Below are 17,674 nucleotides of genomic sequence, written 5' to 3' on the forward strand. Positions count from 1 at the left end.
GTGAGGGTTCACTTTAAACCCCTCTCTCTAACTCTCTCCCCTAAGGGGAGAGAGGATTTTGGAAACTCTTGAGTTGGCGCCTGCACCGAAGAAGAAACAACCTGTTAAGGTTTTATTTCTTATCGTCCTGAACTTCCTCAAACTCAGCATCCACAACACCGTCAGAAGGCTTGCCCGATTGAGTTTCACCAGCATGTGACTGTTGGCCGGCATGAGGCGCTTCGCCACCTTGCTGGGCTTGTCCTTCAGCGGCTTTTTTGGCATAAACGCGTTCAGCCATTTTTCCAGAAGCGTCGGAGAGAACTTTCAATTTCTCTTCCATTTGCTCTTTATCATTGCCTTTCACAGCTTCTTTCAACTCGGCTATTGCAGACTCAATGCCTTTTTTCTCAGCATCATCGAGTTCACCTGCCAGGTCAGTCAGTGATTTCTCACTACTGTGAATTAAGCTGTCCGCCTGGTTACGCAAGTCGGCCATCTCTTTAAATTTCTTATCTTCTTCCGCGTGAGATTGAGCATCCTTAACCATTGCATCAACTTCTTCATCGCTAAGACCGCTGGACGCTTTAATGACGATAGATTGCGCTTTACCGGTTGCCTTGTCTTTTGCTGATACATTCAAGATACCGTTTGCGTCAATGTCAAAAGTCACTTCAATCTGGGGCACACCACGAGGCGCTGCAGGAATATCCGTCAAATCAAATCGACCAAGCGATTTATTAGCTGAAGCCTGCTCACGCTCGCCTTGTAAAACATGCACAGTGACCGCGGTTTGCCTATCATCAGCCGTGGAAAATACCTGATTTGCCTTGGTCGGTATAGTAGTATTCTTCTGAATTAACTTGGTCATTACACCACCCAGAGTTTCAATACCCAGAGAAAGCGGAGTAACGTCAAGCAGCAGAATATCTTTTACCTCACCGGACAATACAGCAGCCTGAATAGCCGCACCCACAGCAACCGCTTCGTCAGGGTTCACATCTTTACGCGGTTCTTTACCAAAGAAATCCTGTACTGTTTTTTGCACTAAAGGCATACGGGTCTGACCGCCCACAAGGATCACTTCATTAATCTGGGAAACAGTTAATCCAGCGTCTTTGAGTGCTGTTTTACAGGGTTCAATAGTACGCTCAACCAATTTTTCTACCAGTGACTCCAGCTTGGCACGGGTCAGCTTGATGTTCATGTGTTTTGGACCACTGGAATCGGCAGTAATATAAGGCAGATTCACATCGGTCTGCTGAGCAGATGACAATTCAATTTTCGCCTTTTCTGCTGCATCTTTCAGCCGCTGCAGAGCTAAAGGATCATTGTGCAGATCAATACCAGTGTCTTTCTTGAATTCAGCAGCCAGGTATTCAATCAATGCCAGGTCGAAATCTTCCCCGCCGAGGAATGTGTCACCGTTAGTAGCCAATACTTCAAACTGGTGTTCGCCTTCAACTTCAGCAATTTCGATGATTGAAATATCAAATGTACCACCACCCAGGTCATAAACAGCGATTACTGAATCACCGCGTTTTTTGTCCATACCATAAGCAAGAGCTGCGGCAGTAGGTTCGTTAATAATACGTTTGACTTCCAGACCGGCAATACGACCCGCATCCTTGGTTGCCTGACGTTGAGAGTCATTGAAATATGCAGGAACAGTGATTACCGCTTCTTTCACTTCTTCACCGAGATAATCTTCAGCGGTTTTCTTCATTTTGCGCAGTACTTCTGCAGAGATCTGCGGAGGGGCTTTATCCTGGCCTTTAACCTGAACCCAGGCGTCGCCATTGTCTGCTTTGACAATTTTGTAAGGAACCATTTTAATGTCTTTCTGAACAACCGCATCATCAAAGCGGCGGCCGATTAAACGCTTGACAGCAAACAAGGTTTTATCCGGATTGGTTACTGCCTGACGCTTGGCTGATTGCCCAACTAAAACTTCATCGTCTTCAGTAAATGCGACAATGGATGGCGTTGTGCGATGACCTTCGCTATTCTCGATAACACGTACATTTTTACCTTCCATAACCGCAACACAGGAGTTAGTCGTACCTAAGTCAATACCAATAATTTTTGCCATTTGCCTTTGCTCCAATATAAATTTTTATTGCAATTAGTCCAACATATGGGGGTGAATCTAATAAATTCAAGCCAATATGCCTGCAACCAGTTTTATTTTTTTGACACAATAACACGAGCCGGACGAATAATTCGGTCCGCCAATTTATATCCTTTCTGAAATACAGTGACGATTGTATTAGGCTCTGCATCTGGCACTGCCACCATTGACATGGCTTCATGTTCCTGGGGATTAAACAATTGCCCCTGCGGATCAATCTGCACAACATCCTGCTTGGCCAGCGCATCCAGAAATAACTTCATCGTAAGTTCGAGGCCTTCATACATGCCATCCTGAGCCGATTTATCAGCCAACTGCATTGCTTGTTCCAGGCTGTCAGCTACAGGAAGAAGCGAGGTGATAAATTTCTCCAGGCCGTAGCGATGGGCGTTGGCGATATCGCGCTCAGCCCGACGTCGGACATTTTCAAGCTCGGCCATTGCGCGTACCGATTTTTCCCAGTTCTCATGAGCCTGTTGCTCAGCCAGAGTCAGCTTTTCCTCGAGCGCGGTGTAGCTTGGATGATCCAGGGCAGTTTCAGATGCTTTTCCACTGCTCCCGCTCTCACCTTCCTCTTCATCCGTATCAATTGAATTTTCAGTGTCTTCATTGAGTTTTTGCTCGATTTCTTCTTTAATTTTTTTCCAGTCTTTTGTTTTTTCACTGCTCATCTGAACAACTCCTGAATTTACCGACAACAGAAAATGGGGATGATAACTATAAATTCAAGGCTTGCATGGAAATTTTTTATCATTTTTTTTGAAGAATAGATCTTAAAAGCAATGAGAATCCAATGGATACTCGGAGCGCTTTGCTCCCCTGGCTGATTCCTTCTTGCTACTCCCACGCAGTTATCGCATACTTGTTGAATTATTAATGTAATCCAAGGTGCTTATGAACGCGTGGTCGCCAACTTCCTGGCAACAGTTCTCCTACCAGCAAGCAGCAGTCTATCCTGATCAGACACAGCTGGAAAAAGTCGTTGAACAGTTGAGTCAGTTACCGCCGCTGGTGACCAGCGGTGAAATTAAAAATCTCAGAAAGGAAATTGCGCTTGCAGGACAGGGAAAAGCGTTTATTCTGCAAGGAGGCGATTGCGCGGAATCTTTTAGCGAATGCCGTTCGGATATTATCAGTAACAAACTGAAAATTCTTCTGCAGATGAGCCTGATTCTACTGCATGGAATGCGTAAACCAATTATTCGAGTGGGACGAATTGCCGGCCAATACGCCAAACCCCGCTCCTCTGATTTTGAAACGATTGATGGGGTGACTCTGCCCAGCTATCGCGGTGATTTGGTTAACTCACCCCAATTTAATGCGCAATCACGTATTCCAAACCCCAAGTTAATGCTTCAGGGTTACAGCTGTGCTGCGATGACGCTCAATTTTATCCGAGCGCTTCTCGACGGCGGCTTTGCAGATCTGAACCATCCTCAGCAATGGGATTTGCGATTTGTTGATCATTCGCCGCAAGCGGATGAATACCATTCACTGGTGCACTCAATTGCTGATTCGCTGGATTTTTTTCAGGCCATTAATGGTCATGATTTAAACAACTTAAGCAAAGTGGATTTTTATACTTCTCATGAAGCTTTACATCTGCATTATGAGCAGGCCTTGACCCGGCGTTTGCATGACGGGCTGTGGTACGATTTATCCACTCACCTTCCCTGGATAGGAATGAGAACCGCGCAACTGGATAGCGCCCATCTTGAATTTATGCGGGGTATTCAAAATCCCATTGGAATTAAGGTCGGACCGAAAGCCACGCGGGAATGGCTGATTGATGTACTGAAAATTATTAACCCTAATTGCGAGGCAGGAAGAGTATTACTGATTACCCGGTTTGGCGCACAATCAATTTCTCAATTATTGCCTCCTTTAATTGAAGCGGTGCACTCGACTAATATTCCAGTCACCTGGTCTTGCGATCCTATGCATGGAAATACAGAAACTACTGCAGATGGAATAAAAACCCGTCATTTTGATAATATTTTATCAGAATTGCAGCAAGCCGATCGAATTCATACTGAAATGAACAGCAATTTAGGTGGTGTTCATTTTGAATTAACTGGAGATAACGTCACCGAATGCATCGGTGGAGCCCGGGGCTTAAGTGAAGAAGATTTAAAGCACGCTTATAAAAGCCTCGTTGATCCTCGCCTGAATTATGAACAATCATTAGAAATGGCAATTCAGCTAAGCCGGCATTTTAATCCTCGCCCAATGAAAAAAACCGAGGAAGAACAAGGAGCCTGACAGGCGTTTCGGCTATGCGGCGACTAAACACCCTGGTATAACCGGGTTTTATTTGAGCTTTTTCGTGGGAGCTTCAAATACAGACTGGATATATTCAGGGATCCTTTCTTCCAGCCAATAGACTGGCAAACCTGGCATACTCCCGCTGATAAAGCCCACATGTCCGCCCTTTTCACTTAACTCTAAAGTAACTTTATCAGATAACTCCCCATTAGAAGGAATAACCTCCATAGTCATAAAAGGATCATCCTTGGCATGAATAATTAAGGTTTCCGTCGCTATTTTTGATAAATAAGGCAGCGAACTCGCTTTGGCATAATAATCATTCGCACTGGAGAAACCATGCAAAGGAGCGGTTATATTTTCATCAAAACTGCGAAAACAATTGGATTGTTGCAGCCTGCTGGAAATATCTTCCCATTGATCGGCATAAATCTGCTGCTTCCTTACAACCAGTTTTTTCAATTTCTTCAGCAGATAGGCTTGGTAGAGACGACAAAAGCCTTTATCTATTTTTTCAGCAACAATATTTAATTTAAAAGGCACTGAAACAGCGACTGCAGTTTGGATAAGATTCTGTTCGCCTGCTTCTCCCAGCCACTTCAAGAGCACATTGCCGCCTAAAGAGATCCCTACCGCTGCTTTCGGAACGTCAGGCTCCCTATCTGCGAGGATATTCAGGAAATAGGAAAAATCACTGGTATCACCGGAGTGATAAATTCTTGGCAGACGATTTGGCTTACTGCCGCCTCCACGAAAATGCATCATTACTGCTCGCCAGCCTGCTTTATTAAATGATTGCATTAAGCCAGCGGCATAGGTCGAATTCAGATTTCCACCAAGACCATGCAACAAAATGACCACTGGTGCATTCTGTGGCACTCCCTTAGTCATCCAGGATAATTGCAGAAAATCACCATCAGCCAATTCGATGCGTTCGCTTTTATCGATAACAAATCGAATGCTGCGCGCAATAGTGGGATAGATGGTTTGACTATGTGCATTACCCAGCCACCAGGCCGGCTTAAATTGACTCTCGGTAATCACTTGCTTTCCTTATGATAAGCAGGGCTAAAGGTTTGTACAGCCTGCAATAACATACTGACATGTTCAGGAGGAACGTCCGGTGTAATCCCATGCCCCAGATTAAAAATATGACCGTGTCCATTTCCATAAGAGGCGAGAATACGTTCTACTTCTTTAGTAATGGTCTCTTCATCGCTTAAAAGCAAGGCCGGTTCAAAATTTCCCTGCAGGCTCAACCGGTCCTCAAGCAGTGCTCTGGCCTCTCCCAGATCCGCTGTCCAATCCAGCCCCAGGGCATCGCAACCGGTTTCAGCCATTTGCAAGAGCCATTGCGCTCCGCCCTTGGTAAATAAAATTACGGGAATATGGGGATACTGTTTTTTTATATTTTGGACAATTTCTCTCATCGGATTGAGTGAAAAATTCAGATATTTCTCGGTTGACAGGAGTCCACCCCAGGTATCAAACAACATGACGGCGTTAACACCTGAATGGATTTGTGCAAGTAAATAGTGAGTAACCGCATGAGTCAGCTTAGTTAACAAGAGCCTGGCAATCTGCGGCTCTTTCTCAATCAGCTGCATGCAGCGGGGGAACTGACGGCTGCTTTGCCCCTCCACCATGTAGCAGGCAAGCGTCCAGGGGCTGCCTGAAAAACCAATCAAAGGCAGATCGGCCGGCATCTCTCGACGGATTAATTCAACTGCGTTAAAAACATAGGAAAGCCCTTCGTTTAATTGCTCAAAAGGAAGCGCTTTAATGGCATTTTCAGTATGCAGCGGAAATCGGAAACAGGGCCCCTCGCCTTCCACAAAATGCAGGCCAAGCCCCATTGCATCCGGAATGGTTAAAATGTCTGAAAACAAAATAGCGGCATCCAGAGGAAACCGCCTGAGCGGCTGCAAGGTGACTTCGCACGCCAGCTCGGGGGTTTTGCAAAGGGTCATGAAGTCGCCGGCCTGTGCACGAACCCGACGATATTCCGGTAAATAACGTCCTGCCTGTCTCATTAACCAAGCCGGAGTTCTTGGTACTGCCTCTCGGCGCAGACTGCGCAGGAAAATTGATTCGTTCACACCCATTGTTTTTAACCTTCCGATAAAAATTGTATTCTATCGCAGATTAACCTGTTTCACATAGACGTGTCTGTCATTTCCGCGAGGCGTTGTTGCGTAATAGAACCAAGCAACCAACCTGTCCGTCTTTGCGAACAAAGTGAAGCATCCAGATCGAACTATGAACAAAGCTGGGAGCAATTGCTTCGCTAACGCTCGCAAAGACGGTTTTTTGTGTACCTGTCTTTATTCACGCAGAACGCCTTTACGCAGAGGCTGGGATCCGATGATTCAGATTCCAAACTCGGCAGCCCTTTCCTTAAGAATTTCACCACTCATCGGCACGGTAACGGCTTTACACAAACTTTCATCAGGGAACTGATAATCCCGGGCCAGATTGGCATTTTGTTTAAAGACCAGAACCTGTTTGTGATGTCCATCAGTTTCACTGATTGGACTTGCACCGCGTTTAAAATAACGTATCACGGGCAGTTGTCTGCCTTCATCCAGCTGCTGCAGCTGCCATTTAAAATCCTGGTTAACCAATGCCAGATTGGTATACAGGCGTTGCGAGGAAGCAAACATTTCCTCTTCCGAAGGGAACTCCTGTCCTTCATCAAGCTCTAGCCACATCTCCATTTTCTCAGACCCTTCATCGTCATGATAAACATAAAACGCTTTTTTAAGTACCTGTGACTTGAGTTCCTCGTCATCGGTGATTGCCCGTTCCAGCTCCGTGAAAGCCAGATTGGCCCCGTTATAAACTACGGTAGACTCGCGTCCCCAGACAAACATCAAAGGAAGATTGGTTTTAGGTTTATTGAAAATACCATATTTAGCCATCACTGCCTGAACGTCACTGCAGGCATAAAGGCGGCCTTCATCTCCCAATTTATAGCGCACGCGCTGGGAGGATTGGTAATCGTGAGTACAGGTAAAGATTAGTTGGTTATTTTCATCGCATTCCACATGATAGTTCATCGTATCATAATGAAATACCATCGGAATGCCTTTATTCTCCCCAAAGAGCTCGCGAGCTAGTCCCGGGTGTTTTTCAAGTGCCTTGCGCAGTGCTATCTCAAATTCAGTTTCAACACCCAGATTAATATCAAGATCTGACGCACCGTAAGAGGAGTAGATTTGGTTGAACCCTTTTTCTATCAGCAATTCACGCATTGCCTCTGAAATGGCCTGCCCTCCAACTACACCAATTGCCGAAAAATCCTCAAACTGATAGCCTTTACTTTCAACATACGCGGTCAAATCCTTTAAAAAGGGTGGATAGCCGGCAATAATGATCTGCTGCTTGTCCTTGTTTAACTCGGCTGCCATCCGTCGGATTTCAGATTTATACCGCTGAACAAGCTCAGCAGTTCGGCCCTCACTTTGCTGGAATGCTTCTTTCAAAGCATCATATAAGTCCAGATCACGGTTTTTTAAAACCTTGGCCAAAGTATCCTTAATTAACTTGCCAATCAGCTCTTTATCGCCGTCTGTGATTTTTCCTGGATGTTTATTCTGCCACCTGTCTAATGCCTGCTCTCGTAAATCAGTGTCATAGCGAGCTCTGAGAACCAACTCCTCCAGAATCTTTTCTTTATCGCAACCGGTAGCAAATACACTGCCGGTATTTCGCATCAGCTCATAGGTAGTTAAACCCGTTGCCCAGGGGCCCAGTGCAAAAGCATCAATATAATGAAGTTTGCGATCACCAAACTGAATTTTTGCAGCTAATTGCAATGATTCTTTTACAAGCTCAACCTCTTCATGGCTGCGGACCCATGCAGTAGGCTTTCCAGTGGTGCCGGTTGAGGTATCCACTTTCGCTTTTGCAGGAAATTTACCATGACGATGCGTTCTGTTCTCGTGTTTATCATTATGTTTAATATAATTTTCTTTTGTGGTAACCGGGAGGTCAGAAAATGTGGTTTCAGAATTAATTGTACATTTGAAGCGTGATAAATGCTCTTTGTATGCAGGAATCTCTTTATAGGCTTGCTTAGCTCGTTTCTTGGCCAATACTTCTCCGGCCTCAAAAATGTCTTTTTCCGTACGTACAAAAAGAAAACGAGCTTTAATCCGGTTTACGCCGCTAATCGTTTTTTTATACAACCAACTCAGAAAGCCGCCTTTCAGGCTATCGCCAATCGCATTGCGCCAATTGCTGATTTTTCTCTTGTTATGTTCTCCAGCATGTCGTAAACGCTCACCAGCCATCCCCTGAGCTTTAGCGGTATCTCGATTTTCGTAGTCATCTGTCCAGAATTGCGATTGAAGAGTGGCGATCAGGTCTGCATCCTTCATTCCTTTAGGATTTTTAATACCAAGGTATTTGATAAGACTGTTTCGATTGACCCTAAATGTAGATAATTCTTCAGTACCATCCTGATTAATTTTTTTAGCATTGATTTTTATTGTTTTATAAGCTAATGAACCAAATCCACTGTGGAGAGTAACCCCATTTTTTCCTAATTCATTTCTGGGATTGGTAGCGCCATTTTTAAATAAAAGTCTTTCACCGTATTCAGAATGAGAGAACAAAATCACGGGGCTATCGATCGAATAAGCAGCCATACTTTTTCCATTAACTTGCTAAAAGAGTGCTTATTTAATCAAAAAATTATTAACAGAATATTAAAAAGAGTTTTTATATGCAGGACTGAAAGTTACCTACTGCGGACATCGCCCGCAGTAGGTAACAATTTATTGAGAACTAAGAAACAATCGCACAACTTATGGCCGCTGAACCATGCTCGAGCAGTCCAATGCCGTTCGTTAAACCAAGCACTGTTTGCGCTGAAGTATAGATATCCGGCGGAACAGAGGGCGGAGGCGGCGCATTCCCAAGTCCCAACTGGCCAAATTCATTTTTACCCCAGCATTGCATCTGACCATTAATCAGAAGAGCACAGGCATGCACCAGACCGGAACTCACATCAATTGCAGGTGCGCTAATTCCCAAAACCATAGTCGGGAATGGGCTATTGTCAAGCGTACCATTACCCAACTGGGCAGCATTATTTAATCCCCAGGCATATACCAAACCATTGCTGCCAAGCGCTGTAGTATGAAAGCCTCGACCTGACAAATCAGTAATGCCGGATAATACGCCAACGTTGTTAACTCCCACAACGGTTGTTGGAGTGGGTACTGACGGACTGAATTGCCCCATGCCCACCTGCCCCACATTGTTCACTCCCCAGCATTTGACCTGAGTATTCGCTAAAAGCGCACAGGAGGTAAAACTCGAGGTGGTAATGGCAATGGCATTATCAACGCCTATTACCGGAGCAGCGGGGAAAAACTGAGGCAGAGGCGCGGTTGTACCATTTCCTAACTGACCGAAGTCATTCCCTCCCCAACAGGATACCTGCCCGTTTGCGAGCACAGCGCAAGTATGATAAAAGCCGGCGCTGACTTCGACCGCGTTAGTAATTCCAGCCACAGTCACAGGCGTGCTGCTGTTCGTGGTCAGACCATTTCCTAACTGGCCTACGTTATTAGCACCCCAGCACTGTACCGTACCATTGGCGAGCACTGCGCAGGCATGCGTCTCACCCGCACTAATATCCACAGCAGTATTGATTCCAATTACGTTGACAGCCGTTAAGGAAGTAGCTCCAGGAAGTGGAGCGCCATTTCCTAACTGACCCAGGTTATTAGCACCCCAGCACTGAACCTGGCCTGTAGCCAACATGGAGCAGGTATAGGTAGAACCGCCGCTTATCTCGGTAGCATTGGTAATTCCCAGAACCACACTCAATGGGTCTGCTGGAGAAGTTACAGGAAGCGCTGGAGGTGTTGTTGTACCATTCCCCAGTTGTCCGGTATTATTCTCCCCCCAACATTGCACAGGACCTACAGGGCCAATTTCGACCGACAATGGCAAGGGACTGTTATCCGCATTTAAACCCGTTGCAGTAATCACGAAATTATTCGAGAAGACCGGCGAGGGAATGTTATAGCTAATGTTACAACTGCTATTGGGTAATAAGCTGGCGCCACAGCCATTAGAGAAATAAGCGTTGTAGGGCGCTGGAATGCTTATCTGTAAATTGGTAACCGTATTAATTCCAGTATTGCTTAATGTAATATTACCACTGGTATCGGTCAGTAAATCAACATTAGTTACCGGAACCCCATTGTAAAGCCACAGCAGGTGTCCGCTGGTCGCAGCAACTACACTGATATTTAAAATTTCCAGAGCGCTTGGCCGGGAACACAGAAAAGGATCAGGGCTATTATTTCCAGGTCCAAAGGTTTTGCAAATCACGGGACCATCATGAATACCGCTGACAGGTAATTGGCTGCCATTAACTTGCAGAGCAAGCACACAGGTTTGTCCCGGATTCAAATAAAACGGATTACTGCAAGTGCCTGCATTGACCACCTGAGCAATACCCGGCAGAGGCTGCATGGTGAGCATACGGGGAATGCTGGTATTATTTCGTACCAGATAACTGACAGAGGATGAAGCATTGGATGGAACTTGTAAGACTGTAGGGCTCAGAGGGGCCAGGCCAAATTTTGGAATTGCCGCATCAACCACCCCGGAAAAAATCAAACTGGTAAAAAAACCAGCTTTTAACCATTGTTTTATCACCTTTTTATCCTTAAAAAATTGGGATGAGCGATATTACCTTAAATAAAAAACTAATAACAGATCGAACTATTCCCCCCTTTCAATGCTGCATTATTCCAAGAGATGTCAGTATCTAGAATATTGACTTGTTAATCGCGATTTCACGGGCCGTGTGCCTGGCTATCAAATCCTGATTAACCAACTGGGTCAAATGCTGATCCAGTGTCTGCATTCCTCTGCTTTGTCCTGTCTGAATTGAAGAATACATCTGAGCCACTTTATCTTCACGAATCAGATTTCTGATTGCAGAGTTGCACATCATAATTTCCAGAGCAGCCAGTCGTCCTCCGCCTCGCTTTTTTAACAGTGTTTGTGCTATCACCGCCTGTAAAGATTCAGAAAGCATTGTGCGGATCATTGATTTTTCATCACCAGGGAACACATCAATAATTCGATTAATTGTTTTGGTTGCTGAATTCGTGTGTAGAGTTCCAAACACTAAATGGCCTGTCTCTGCTGCGGTCATCGCCAGACGAATGGTTTCGAGATCTCTAAGCTCACCGACAAGAATGATATCAGGGTCTTCTCGCAGGGCAGAACGCAAGGCAGCACCGAAACTGTGTGTGTCGCGATGCACTTCCCGTTGATTGACGAGGCATTTTTTGCTGGTATGCAAAAACTCAATAGGGTCTTCGATGGTTAGAATATGATCGTAGCGATTTGAGTTAATGTAATCAATCACCGCTGCCAGTGTGGTGCTTTTTCCTGAACCTGTAGGACCAGTAACCAATACCAGCCCCTTGGGAAACGAGGCAATTTCGGTAAACACAGGCGGCAATCCCAAATCTTCCATGCTCAGAATTTTGGAAGGAATGGTTCTGAATACCGCCCCTGCACCGCGAGCCTGATTAAAGGCATTAACCCTGAAGCGCGCCAGATTTGCAATTTCAAAAGAAAAATCTGTTTCCAGATGCTCTTCATACTCCTTGCGCTGCTTGTCATTCATAATATCATAAATGATTTTGATTACCTCTTTATGCTCCAGGGGGGGGATATTGATTTTTCTCAAATCACCGTCAACCCGAATCATAGGAGGCATTCCGGCGGACAAATGCAAATCAGAGGAGTTGTTTTTAACAGAAAAAGCCAGCAGCTCGGCAATATCCATATAGTGCTCTAAGTCATTCGAATAATTGCAAGATTAACTCAGGATGCTGCTCAGAGCAAATTCATCGATGAACCAAAACCTTTCGGCTTGAAGAAGAAATTATGTGTCCCGCTGTACAAACTGTGTCATTCCCGCGCAGGCGGGAATCAATTTTTATCACGACTCCTGTGCCAAATCATCAATGGATTTCCGCCTGCGCGGAAATGACAGGGGAGTCAGACAGATACATCCGCTTGAAGGCTATTCTTGCTGAATCAAAATCAGTTATGATGTTGCTATTTATGAATCTGAAAATGACTATAGCTCAGCGAATTATCCGGATAAAAAATCATATTCAAAAGCTTGAAGCCGAATTCCACCGGCCATCAGGCAGTGTCACCCTGCTTGCAGTCAGCAAAGGCCACAGCAGTGAATCGATTCGCCAGGCGCAGGCAGCAGGATTAAATGAATTCGGCGAAAACTACTGGCAGGAAGCTCAGAAAAAGATCTCTGAATTACGAGATCTGCCAATCCGCTGGCATTTTATTGGAGCTATTCAGAGCAATAAAGCTGCAGAAATCGCAGCCTGTGTTGGCTGGGTTCACAGTGTAGACAGAGAAAAAACCGCCCGCCTGCTCAGCATGCATCGCCCTGCTTCAATGCCGCCTCTAAAAATCTGCATTCAGGTGAAGCTTGACCAGGAAGCCAGTAAATCAGGGATTACGCCAGAGGAATTAGCGCCGCTTGCCAGATTAATCACCGAACTGCCCCGTCTTAAGCTTTGCGGCCTGATGGCGATTCCCATGCCTCGTGAGAATGAAACCGAACAATATCAAAGTCTTTTGCGGCTGTCTCAGCTGCTTGACAAACTCAATCAGCAAACTGGGCTTAAGCTCAATACTCTCTCAATGGGAATGAGTGATGACATGGATGCTGCGATTAGAGCAGGGAGCACTATGATTAGAATAGGCCGAGCTATTTTTGGAGAGCGTCAATGAAAATAAGTATCATTGGTTATGGTAATATGGCAAAAGCCCTGGCGCACAATTTAATCACTCAGCCAGACATTCAATTAGCTGTTTCTTCACCTTCTTTAAAAAAAGAACAATTACCAAACGGATTATTCACTGATTTTAACAACAAAGCGATTATTGAAAAGGCAGATCTGGTCGTCCTGGCGATCAAACCATTTAAAGTGAATGAAGTACTTACCGAAATTGGAGGGCATCTGCCTGAACAAGCCGTTTTACTGTCAGTGGCGGCCGGTATCAGCCTTGAGCACCTGGCTCGATACTGCCCAAAGACCCAGGCTATCGTCAGGAGCATGCCCAATACTCCGATTGCAGTTGGCAAGGGCGTTACGGCACTGGTTGCCAATCCCCAAATCAGTGAAAAACAACGTCAGCAAGTTGAGCGCCTGTTTAACTCCGGAGGCTATGCTTTCTGGATTGAAAATGAGGAACTTCTCAATCCCATTACCGCCTTGTCAGGCAGCGGGCCGGCCTATGTCTATTTGTTTTTGGAAGCGCTGACTGAAGGCTCAGAAAAGCTGGGGATCCACAGAGCGCAGGCAGAACTTATCGCTAAACAGACCATTCTGGGAGCAATTGATTTGCTAAATAGCACACAATCATCTCCAGAAGCCTTGAGGCAGAATGTCACCTCGGCAGGCGGCACTACAGCAGCTGCACTGGATGTACTGCAGAAAGGACAGTTTAAGCAATTGATTGAGAACGCACTTCAAAAAGCGTCTGAGCGAGCTCAGGAATTGGGCGAATCACTCAATACCCTTTAATCCAGGAAGTGTTTATACTTAAAATCAGTGATCTCAAGGAGAATAAGATGTCTGATATTCAATCACCTCAGCTGGCGGAAATGATTTCCACTTTAGTGGCTGAGGCAGAAAATAATAATACTCTGAAAAAACAACTGATTGATAAACCCAAAGAAACTTTAAAAAGCAGGGGAATCATAATCGAAGGTTACCGTATTGTGGTAGAAGACAATCCCGGATATCCATTGTTTTTTGCCCTGGAACCTGAAAACATTCACTCATTATCGACACCTCTTGTCGAGCCACCTGAGGATTCATTTCGTGACTCGCATTTTCTTGATTGTCAACACTATTAACCCAGGGATGGACTATGAATAACCTTCGTGACTGGCTTGACAGGCTGTTTAGTACTGAGCGTTTGATGATTTGTAAAACCGGCGCTGATCCAAAATTTGAAGTGATGACCTGGATAGAACAATTTGAAGGCAAGAAAGCCTGTTTTTTCCCAGATCCACTTGGGCATTCTGTTCCTATTGTCTCTGGAACACTGGGCCAGCGTGCCTGGGCTGCAGAAGCCATGAATGTCAGACAAGAGGAAATGCTCGGTCACATTCAAAATGCTTTGCACAAGCCTCTCCCCTGGGCAGTCGTCAATCAGGAGCAAGCCCCCGTTCATGAGATTATTCATGACAAGTCAATTGACTTGTTAAAGCTTTTTCCTATTGTAACTCATCATGAAAAAGATGTGGGTCCCTATATTACGTCTGGACTGGTGCATGGTTTGAATTTAAAAACAGGCAAGCAAAATACCTCCATTAATCGCTTGCAGGTCCATGCACCTGACAAGTTAGGTATTCTCATGCTGCCTCGTGATCTGCACGCCTATTATCAGGATGCAGAAAGTATGGGGAAGCCTCTCCCTGTGACCATAACGATAGGCCATGATCCGGTCACTAAAATGGCATCACAAATGATTGCTCCCCGCGATCAATCCGAACTTGAAATTGCAGGCGCTTTGATGGGAAGACCTTTATCTGTTGTGAAGTCTTATACCAATGATGTATATATCCCAGCCGAAGCCGAAATTGCTATCGAAGGATTGGTGTTACCCGGAGTAAGAGCGCTGGAAGGACCGTTTGGTGAATTTCCAAAATACTATAGCGGCAGTTCGATGCTGCCTGTTATTCAGATTCAATGCATCACCCACCGGCGTAAACCGATTTTTGAAACCAATCACCCTTCCGGGCTGGAGAATGTCGTTCTGGGCGGAGTGCCCCGCGAAGCCTCTTTGCTGGAAAGAATTCGTGTTAATTTCCCCAATGTCATTGACATAAGATTAACAACGGGCGGATTAGGACGTTACCACCTGGTGGTTAAGATGAAAAAAACTAATTTGGGTGAAGCCAAAAATGTGATTTGCTGCGCATTTGGATGCCATTATGACATCAAACTGGTGGTTGTGGTGGATGATGACATTAATATTGACGATCCGAATGACATCGAATGGGCTATTGCTACTCGCTTTCAGGCAGAGCGTGACCTGGTTGTTGTGAACGGAGCCCTTGGCTCAAAACTCGATCCCTCGATTAAAAAACATATGATCAGTTCAAAAGTGGGAATAGACGCCACCGCCTATCTGGATGAAATAGACAAATTTTATGTCACACGCGTTCCCTCACCCGCTCATTATGTTTTTGAAGAGTCCGGCAGTCAGGGGATTGAAGCGTTTAAAGAATATTTGGCTAAATCGGATAATGAGTCATCATGAGTCCAATAAGAACGCTTATAATTCTCGTTGGGATCTGGCCTGGCTTTTCGCTCGGACAAGCAGTTATTAGTTCACCACCGGTAATTGAGCGTTTTGAACTGAAAAGCCCCCCAGCTTTAGGTAAAACCCGTGCAGGACAAACCATTCTGCTAGGCGGATTTTCAGGATTAAGATTTTTAGGATTAACCGGCGACGGCAAGTTGCGATTTCTAAGCCATACAGACAGAGGCCCTAATCCCGATGCCTATGAAGATAAAGGAATCATCAGACGCCCCTTTCTGCTGCCAGGTTTCAACCCTCGTCTGGTTATTTTACTGGCCGATCCTGTTCGTAAAACATTGACGGTAAGCCAGCAAATCCTGCTTAAAAATATCGATAGCAAACCCATTTCGGGACTATCTCCCTCCTCTGGACACCAGGAAAAACCAGTGGATTTGTTTGGTAATACACTGGCTTTCAAACCATTGGACATGGATCTGGAAGGGATTGATGTCGCTAATGACCACAGTTATTGGATGGTTGATGAGTACGGCCCATCTATCATTCATTTTTCCTCACAGGGAAAGCTTCTGGAAACCTTCTATCCCGGTAAAGGCTTACCGCCTATTCTGAAACTGCGGCAACTCAATAGGGGATTTGAAGGGATCGCTCTGCAGGGATCGAAAGTCTATGCTATTTTACAAAGTCCACTGCAAAATCCTGTCAATAACCCTAAAAAAGACTCAAAAATTATTCGCTTCATCGAGTTTGATATACCCAAAAAACAAACCACAGGCCAATTTATCTACCTGCTTGACAAAAAATACTCTGATCGTATTGGTGACATGGTCGCTCTCGGCAATGGGCGTTTTTTAGTAATTGAACAAAACGATCAGACGGGCAAAAAGGCATACAAAAAAATTTATCTGATTCACCTCGCCGATGCCAGCAACCTGCAATCTTCAGATCCGAAAAAAAGAGAGCTTAATGAAAACCTGGAAAGTCAGAGCGCTGATTCACTTAAAGCCCTGGGGATTAAAAGCCTGCAAAAGGAACTGGTATTAGACTTAGCCGCTCTTGGTATCAGAAATTCTAAAATTGAAGGCATCAGTCTGGTCAAGCCTAATCAGATAGCTCTAATCATCGATAATGATTTTTATTTGAATGGAAAACTTGATAAAAAGACAGGCATTGCCGGTTTAAAACATGAAAATAGCCGATTATATCTGATTACTTTTGATAAGCCTCTGTAGCTGTCTCAGCTCTTGTCAAATCACTGTGATGCCGTAAAATGCAGAAACAACATTCGAGACTGCTTGCCAGGCTCATAAAGTGCAGGTGATAAAATGATGACAGGACTTTTGACGGCAGCCTATTTTTTAGTGTCCGTGATTTTTACATTAATACTGTTTCTTCTCTGGGCGCGGGTGATTCTGCGTTATTTTCGTTTAAGCCCTCTTCATCCGGTCAACCAAAGTATTAATGCCCTTGTAGGTCCTGTTCTCGGCCCAATTGAGCGAATGATACAGCAGGATACACCGGGAAAAACCAGAAAACCCCTTTCCCAATATGACTGGCCGGGATTGGCCCTGATTGTCGTAGTTGAGATTATCAAGTTCATCTGTCTTGGATTGCTTGCCTATGGAGGGTTGCTGCCGGTTTCCTTCATTCTTCTTTTCGTAATAGCTGATCTTGTCGTTCAGCCGCTCAACCTGATGTTTTTTGCGCTGCTGATTCGGGTGATCATGAGCTGGGTCAATCCGCATTGGGAACAGCAGAATCCAGCAGGATATGTGGTTAATTTAATGACTAATCCACTGATTCGCCTTGGCCACAGAATAATTCCCAATGTTTCAGGATTTGATTTTGCACCCTACATTATGATGGTGATGATCAAAGTCATTACTTTATTCATTAGCGCGTCCATGCCTTTACCGTTAGTGTAGGGTGCTGATGCACAGGGAAGTGCTC

14 protein-coding genes are annotated in these 17,674 nt (G+C 45.0%); 7 read left to right on the forward strand and 7 right to left on the reverse strand.

The window, feature by feature from the left end; all coding sequences use genetic code 11:
- Positions 1-112: 112 nt before the first annotated feature.
- Positions 113-2,071 carry a molecular chaperone DnaK gene (gene dnaK, locus B1207_RS01915; RefSeq protein ID WP_112218296.1) on the reverse strand — a complete coding sequence of 653 codons (1,959 nt, stop codon included), beginning with the start codon at positions 2,069-2,071 and terminating at the stop codon, positions 113-115.
- Between the two features lie 92 nt (positions 2,072-2,163).
- Complete coding sequence (grpE, locus tag B1207_RS01920; protein ID WP_058507561.1) at positions 2,164-2,781, reverse strand: nucleotide exchange factor GrpE; 618 nt, start codon at positions 2,779-2,781, stop codon at positions 2,164-2,166.
- Positions 2,782-3,004: 223 nt separating this feature from the next.
- Between grpE and B1207_RS01925 the strand changes: the two genes are divergently transcribed.
- Positions 3,005-4,372: a 3-deoxy-7-phosphoheptulonate synthase class II gene (locus B1207_RS01925; RefSeq protein ID WP_112218297.1), complete on the forward strand. Its 1,368-nt coding sequence runs from the start codon at positions 3,005-3,007 to the stop codon at positions 4,370-4,372.
- A gap of 48 nt (positions 4,373-4,420) precedes the next feature.
- Here B1207_RS01925 and B1207_RS01930 read toward each other — a convergent pair whose 3' ends face one another.
- From B1207_RS01930 to B1207_RS01950, 5 genes are all read right to left on the reverse strand, one after another.
- Positions 4,421-5,419 carry a hydrolase gene (locus B1207_RS01930; RefSeq protein WP_112218298.1) on the reverse strand — a complete coding sequence of 333 codons (999 nt, stop codon included), beginning with the start codon at positions 5,417-5,419 and terminating at the stop codon, positions 4,421-4,423.
- On the reverse strand, positions 5,416-6,474 hold the full coding sequence (gene hemE / locus B1207_RS01935) for a uroporphyrinogen decarboxylase (RefSeq protein WP_253255760.1): 1,059 nt from the start codon (positions 6,472-6,474) through the stop codon (positions 5,416-5,418). The genes B1207_RS01930 and hemE overlap by 4 nt, the downstream gene beginning before the upstream one ends.
- Positions 6,475-6,744: 270 nt before the next feature.
- Positions 6,745-9,027 (reverse strand): hypothetical protein, encoded by a 2,283-nt coding sequence (locus B1207_RS01940; RefSeq protein WP_112218300.1) that lies wholly within the window; start codon positions 9,025-9,027, stop codon positions 6,745-6,747.
- A 139-nt stretch (positions 9,028-9,166) separates the two neighbouring features.
- Positions 9,167-11,056 (reverse strand): RCC1 domain-containing protein, encoded by a 1,890-nt coding sequence (locus B1207_RS01945; protein ID WP_112218301.1) that lies wholly within the window; start codon positions 11,054-11,056, stop codon positions 9,167-9,169.
- A 112-nt stretch (positions 11,057-11,168) separates the two neighbouring features.
- Positions 11,169-12,203, reverse strand: a complete 1,035-nt coding sequence (locus B1207_RS01950) for a type IV pilus twitching motility protein PilT (RefSeq protein WP_112218302.1) — start codon at positions 12,201-12,203, stop codon at positions 11,169-11,171.
- Positions 12,204-12,496: 293 nt separating this feature from the next.
- On the opposite strand from B1207_RS01950, the gene B1207_RS01955 reads away from it, so the two are divergent.
- The 6 genes from B1207_RS01955 to B1207_RS01980 all read left to right on the forward strand — a co-directional run bounded on the left by B1207_RS01955 (position 12,497) and on the right by B1207_RS01980 (position 17,649).
- Complete coding sequence (locus B1207_RS01955; protein WP_112218341.1) at positions 12,497-13,180, forward strand: YggS family pyridoxal phosphate-dependent enzyme; 684 nt, start codon at positions 12,497-12,499, stop codon at positions 13,178-13,180.
- Entirely contained in the window at positions 13,177-13,977 is an 801-nt protein-coding gene (proC, locus tag B1207_RS01960; RefSeq protein WP_112218303.1) for a pyrroline-5-carboxylate reductase, read from the forward strand. Before B1207_RS01955 ends, proC begins: the two co-directional genes overlap by 4 nt.
- Positions 13,978-14,024: 47 nt before the next feature.
- A complete protein-coding gene (locus B1207_RS01965; protein ID WP_112218304.1) occupies positions 14,025-14,312 on the forward strand; it encodes a hypothetical protein in 288 nt (95 codons plus the stop codon).
- 14 nt (positions 14,313-14,326) lie between these two features.
- Positions 14,327-15,724 (forward strand): UbiD family decarboxylase, encoded by a 1,398-nt coding sequence (locus B1207_RS01970; RefSeq protein ID WP_112218305.1) that lies wholly within the window; start codon positions 14,327-14,329, stop codon positions 15,722-15,724.
- Positions 15,721-16,956, forward strand: a complete 1,236-nt coding sequence (locus tag B1207_RS01975; protein WP_112218306.1) for an esterase-like activity of phytase family protein — start codon at positions 15,721-15,723, stop codon at positions 16,954-16,956. The genes B1207_RS01970 and B1207_RS01975 overlap by 4 nt, the downstream gene beginning before the upstream one ends.
- Before the next feature lie 93 nt (positions 16,957-17,049).
- Positions 17,050-17,649 (forward strand): YggT family protein, encoded by a 600-nt coding sequence (locus B1207_RS01980; protein ID WP_253255761.1) that lies wholly within the window; start codon positions 17,050-17,052, stop codon positions 17,647-17,649.
- Positions 17,650-17,674: the final 25 nt, after the last annotated feature.

This window comes from Legionella quinlivanii (assembly GCF_003265995.1).
Lineage (GTDB): Bacteria > Pseudomonadota > Gammaproteobacteria > Legionellales > Legionellaceae > Legionella_C > Legionella_C quinlivanii_A.

Excerpts from the sequence above, each read along its gene's own strand:
- B1207_RS01980 (WP_253255761.1), top strand. The coding sequence starts at position 17,050 with ATGATGACAGGACTTTTGACGGCAGCCTATTTTTTAGTGTCCGTGATT.
- grpE (WP_058507561.1), bottom strand. The coding sequence starts at position 2,781 with ATGAGCAGTGAAAAAACAAAAGACTGGAAAAAAATTAAAGAAGAAATC.
- B1207_RS01970 (WP_112218305.1), top strand. The coding sequence starts at position 14,327 with ATGAATAACCTTCGTGACTGGCTTGACAGGCTGTTTAGTACTGAGCGT.
- B1207_RS01940 (WP_112218300.1), bottom strand. The coding sequence starts at position 9,027 with ATGGCTGCTTATTCGATCGATAGCCCCGTGATTTTGTTCTCTCATTCT.
- proC (WP_112218303.1), top strand. The coding sequence starts at position 13,177 with ATGAAAATAAGTATCATTGGTTATGGTAATATGGCAAAAGCCCTGGCG.
- B1207_RS01950 (WP_112218302.1), bottom strand. The coding sequence starts at position 12,203 with ATGGATATTGCCGAGCTGCTGGCTTTTTCTGTTAAAAACAACTCCTCT.
- B1207_RS01955 (WP_112218341.1), top strand. The coding sequence starts at position 12,497 with ATGACTATAGCTCAGCGAATTATCCGGATAAAAAATCATATTCAAAAG.
- B1207_RS01975 (WP_112218306.1), top strand. The coding sequence starts at position 15,721 with ATGAGTCCAATAAGAACGCTTATAATTCTCGTTGGGATCTGGCCTGGC.
- dnaK (WP_112218296.1), bottom strand. The coding sequence starts at position 2,071 with ATGGCAAAAATTATTGGTATTGACTTAGGTACGACTAACTCCTGTGTT.
- B1207_RS01965 (WP_112218304.1), top strand. The coding sequence starts at position 14,025 with ATGTCTGATATTCAATCACCTCAGCTGGCGGAAATGATTTCCACTTTA.
- B1207_RS01925 (WP_112218297.1), top strand. The coding sequence starts at position 3,005 with ATGAACGCGTGGTCGCCAACTTCCTGGCAACAGTTCTCCTACCAGCAA.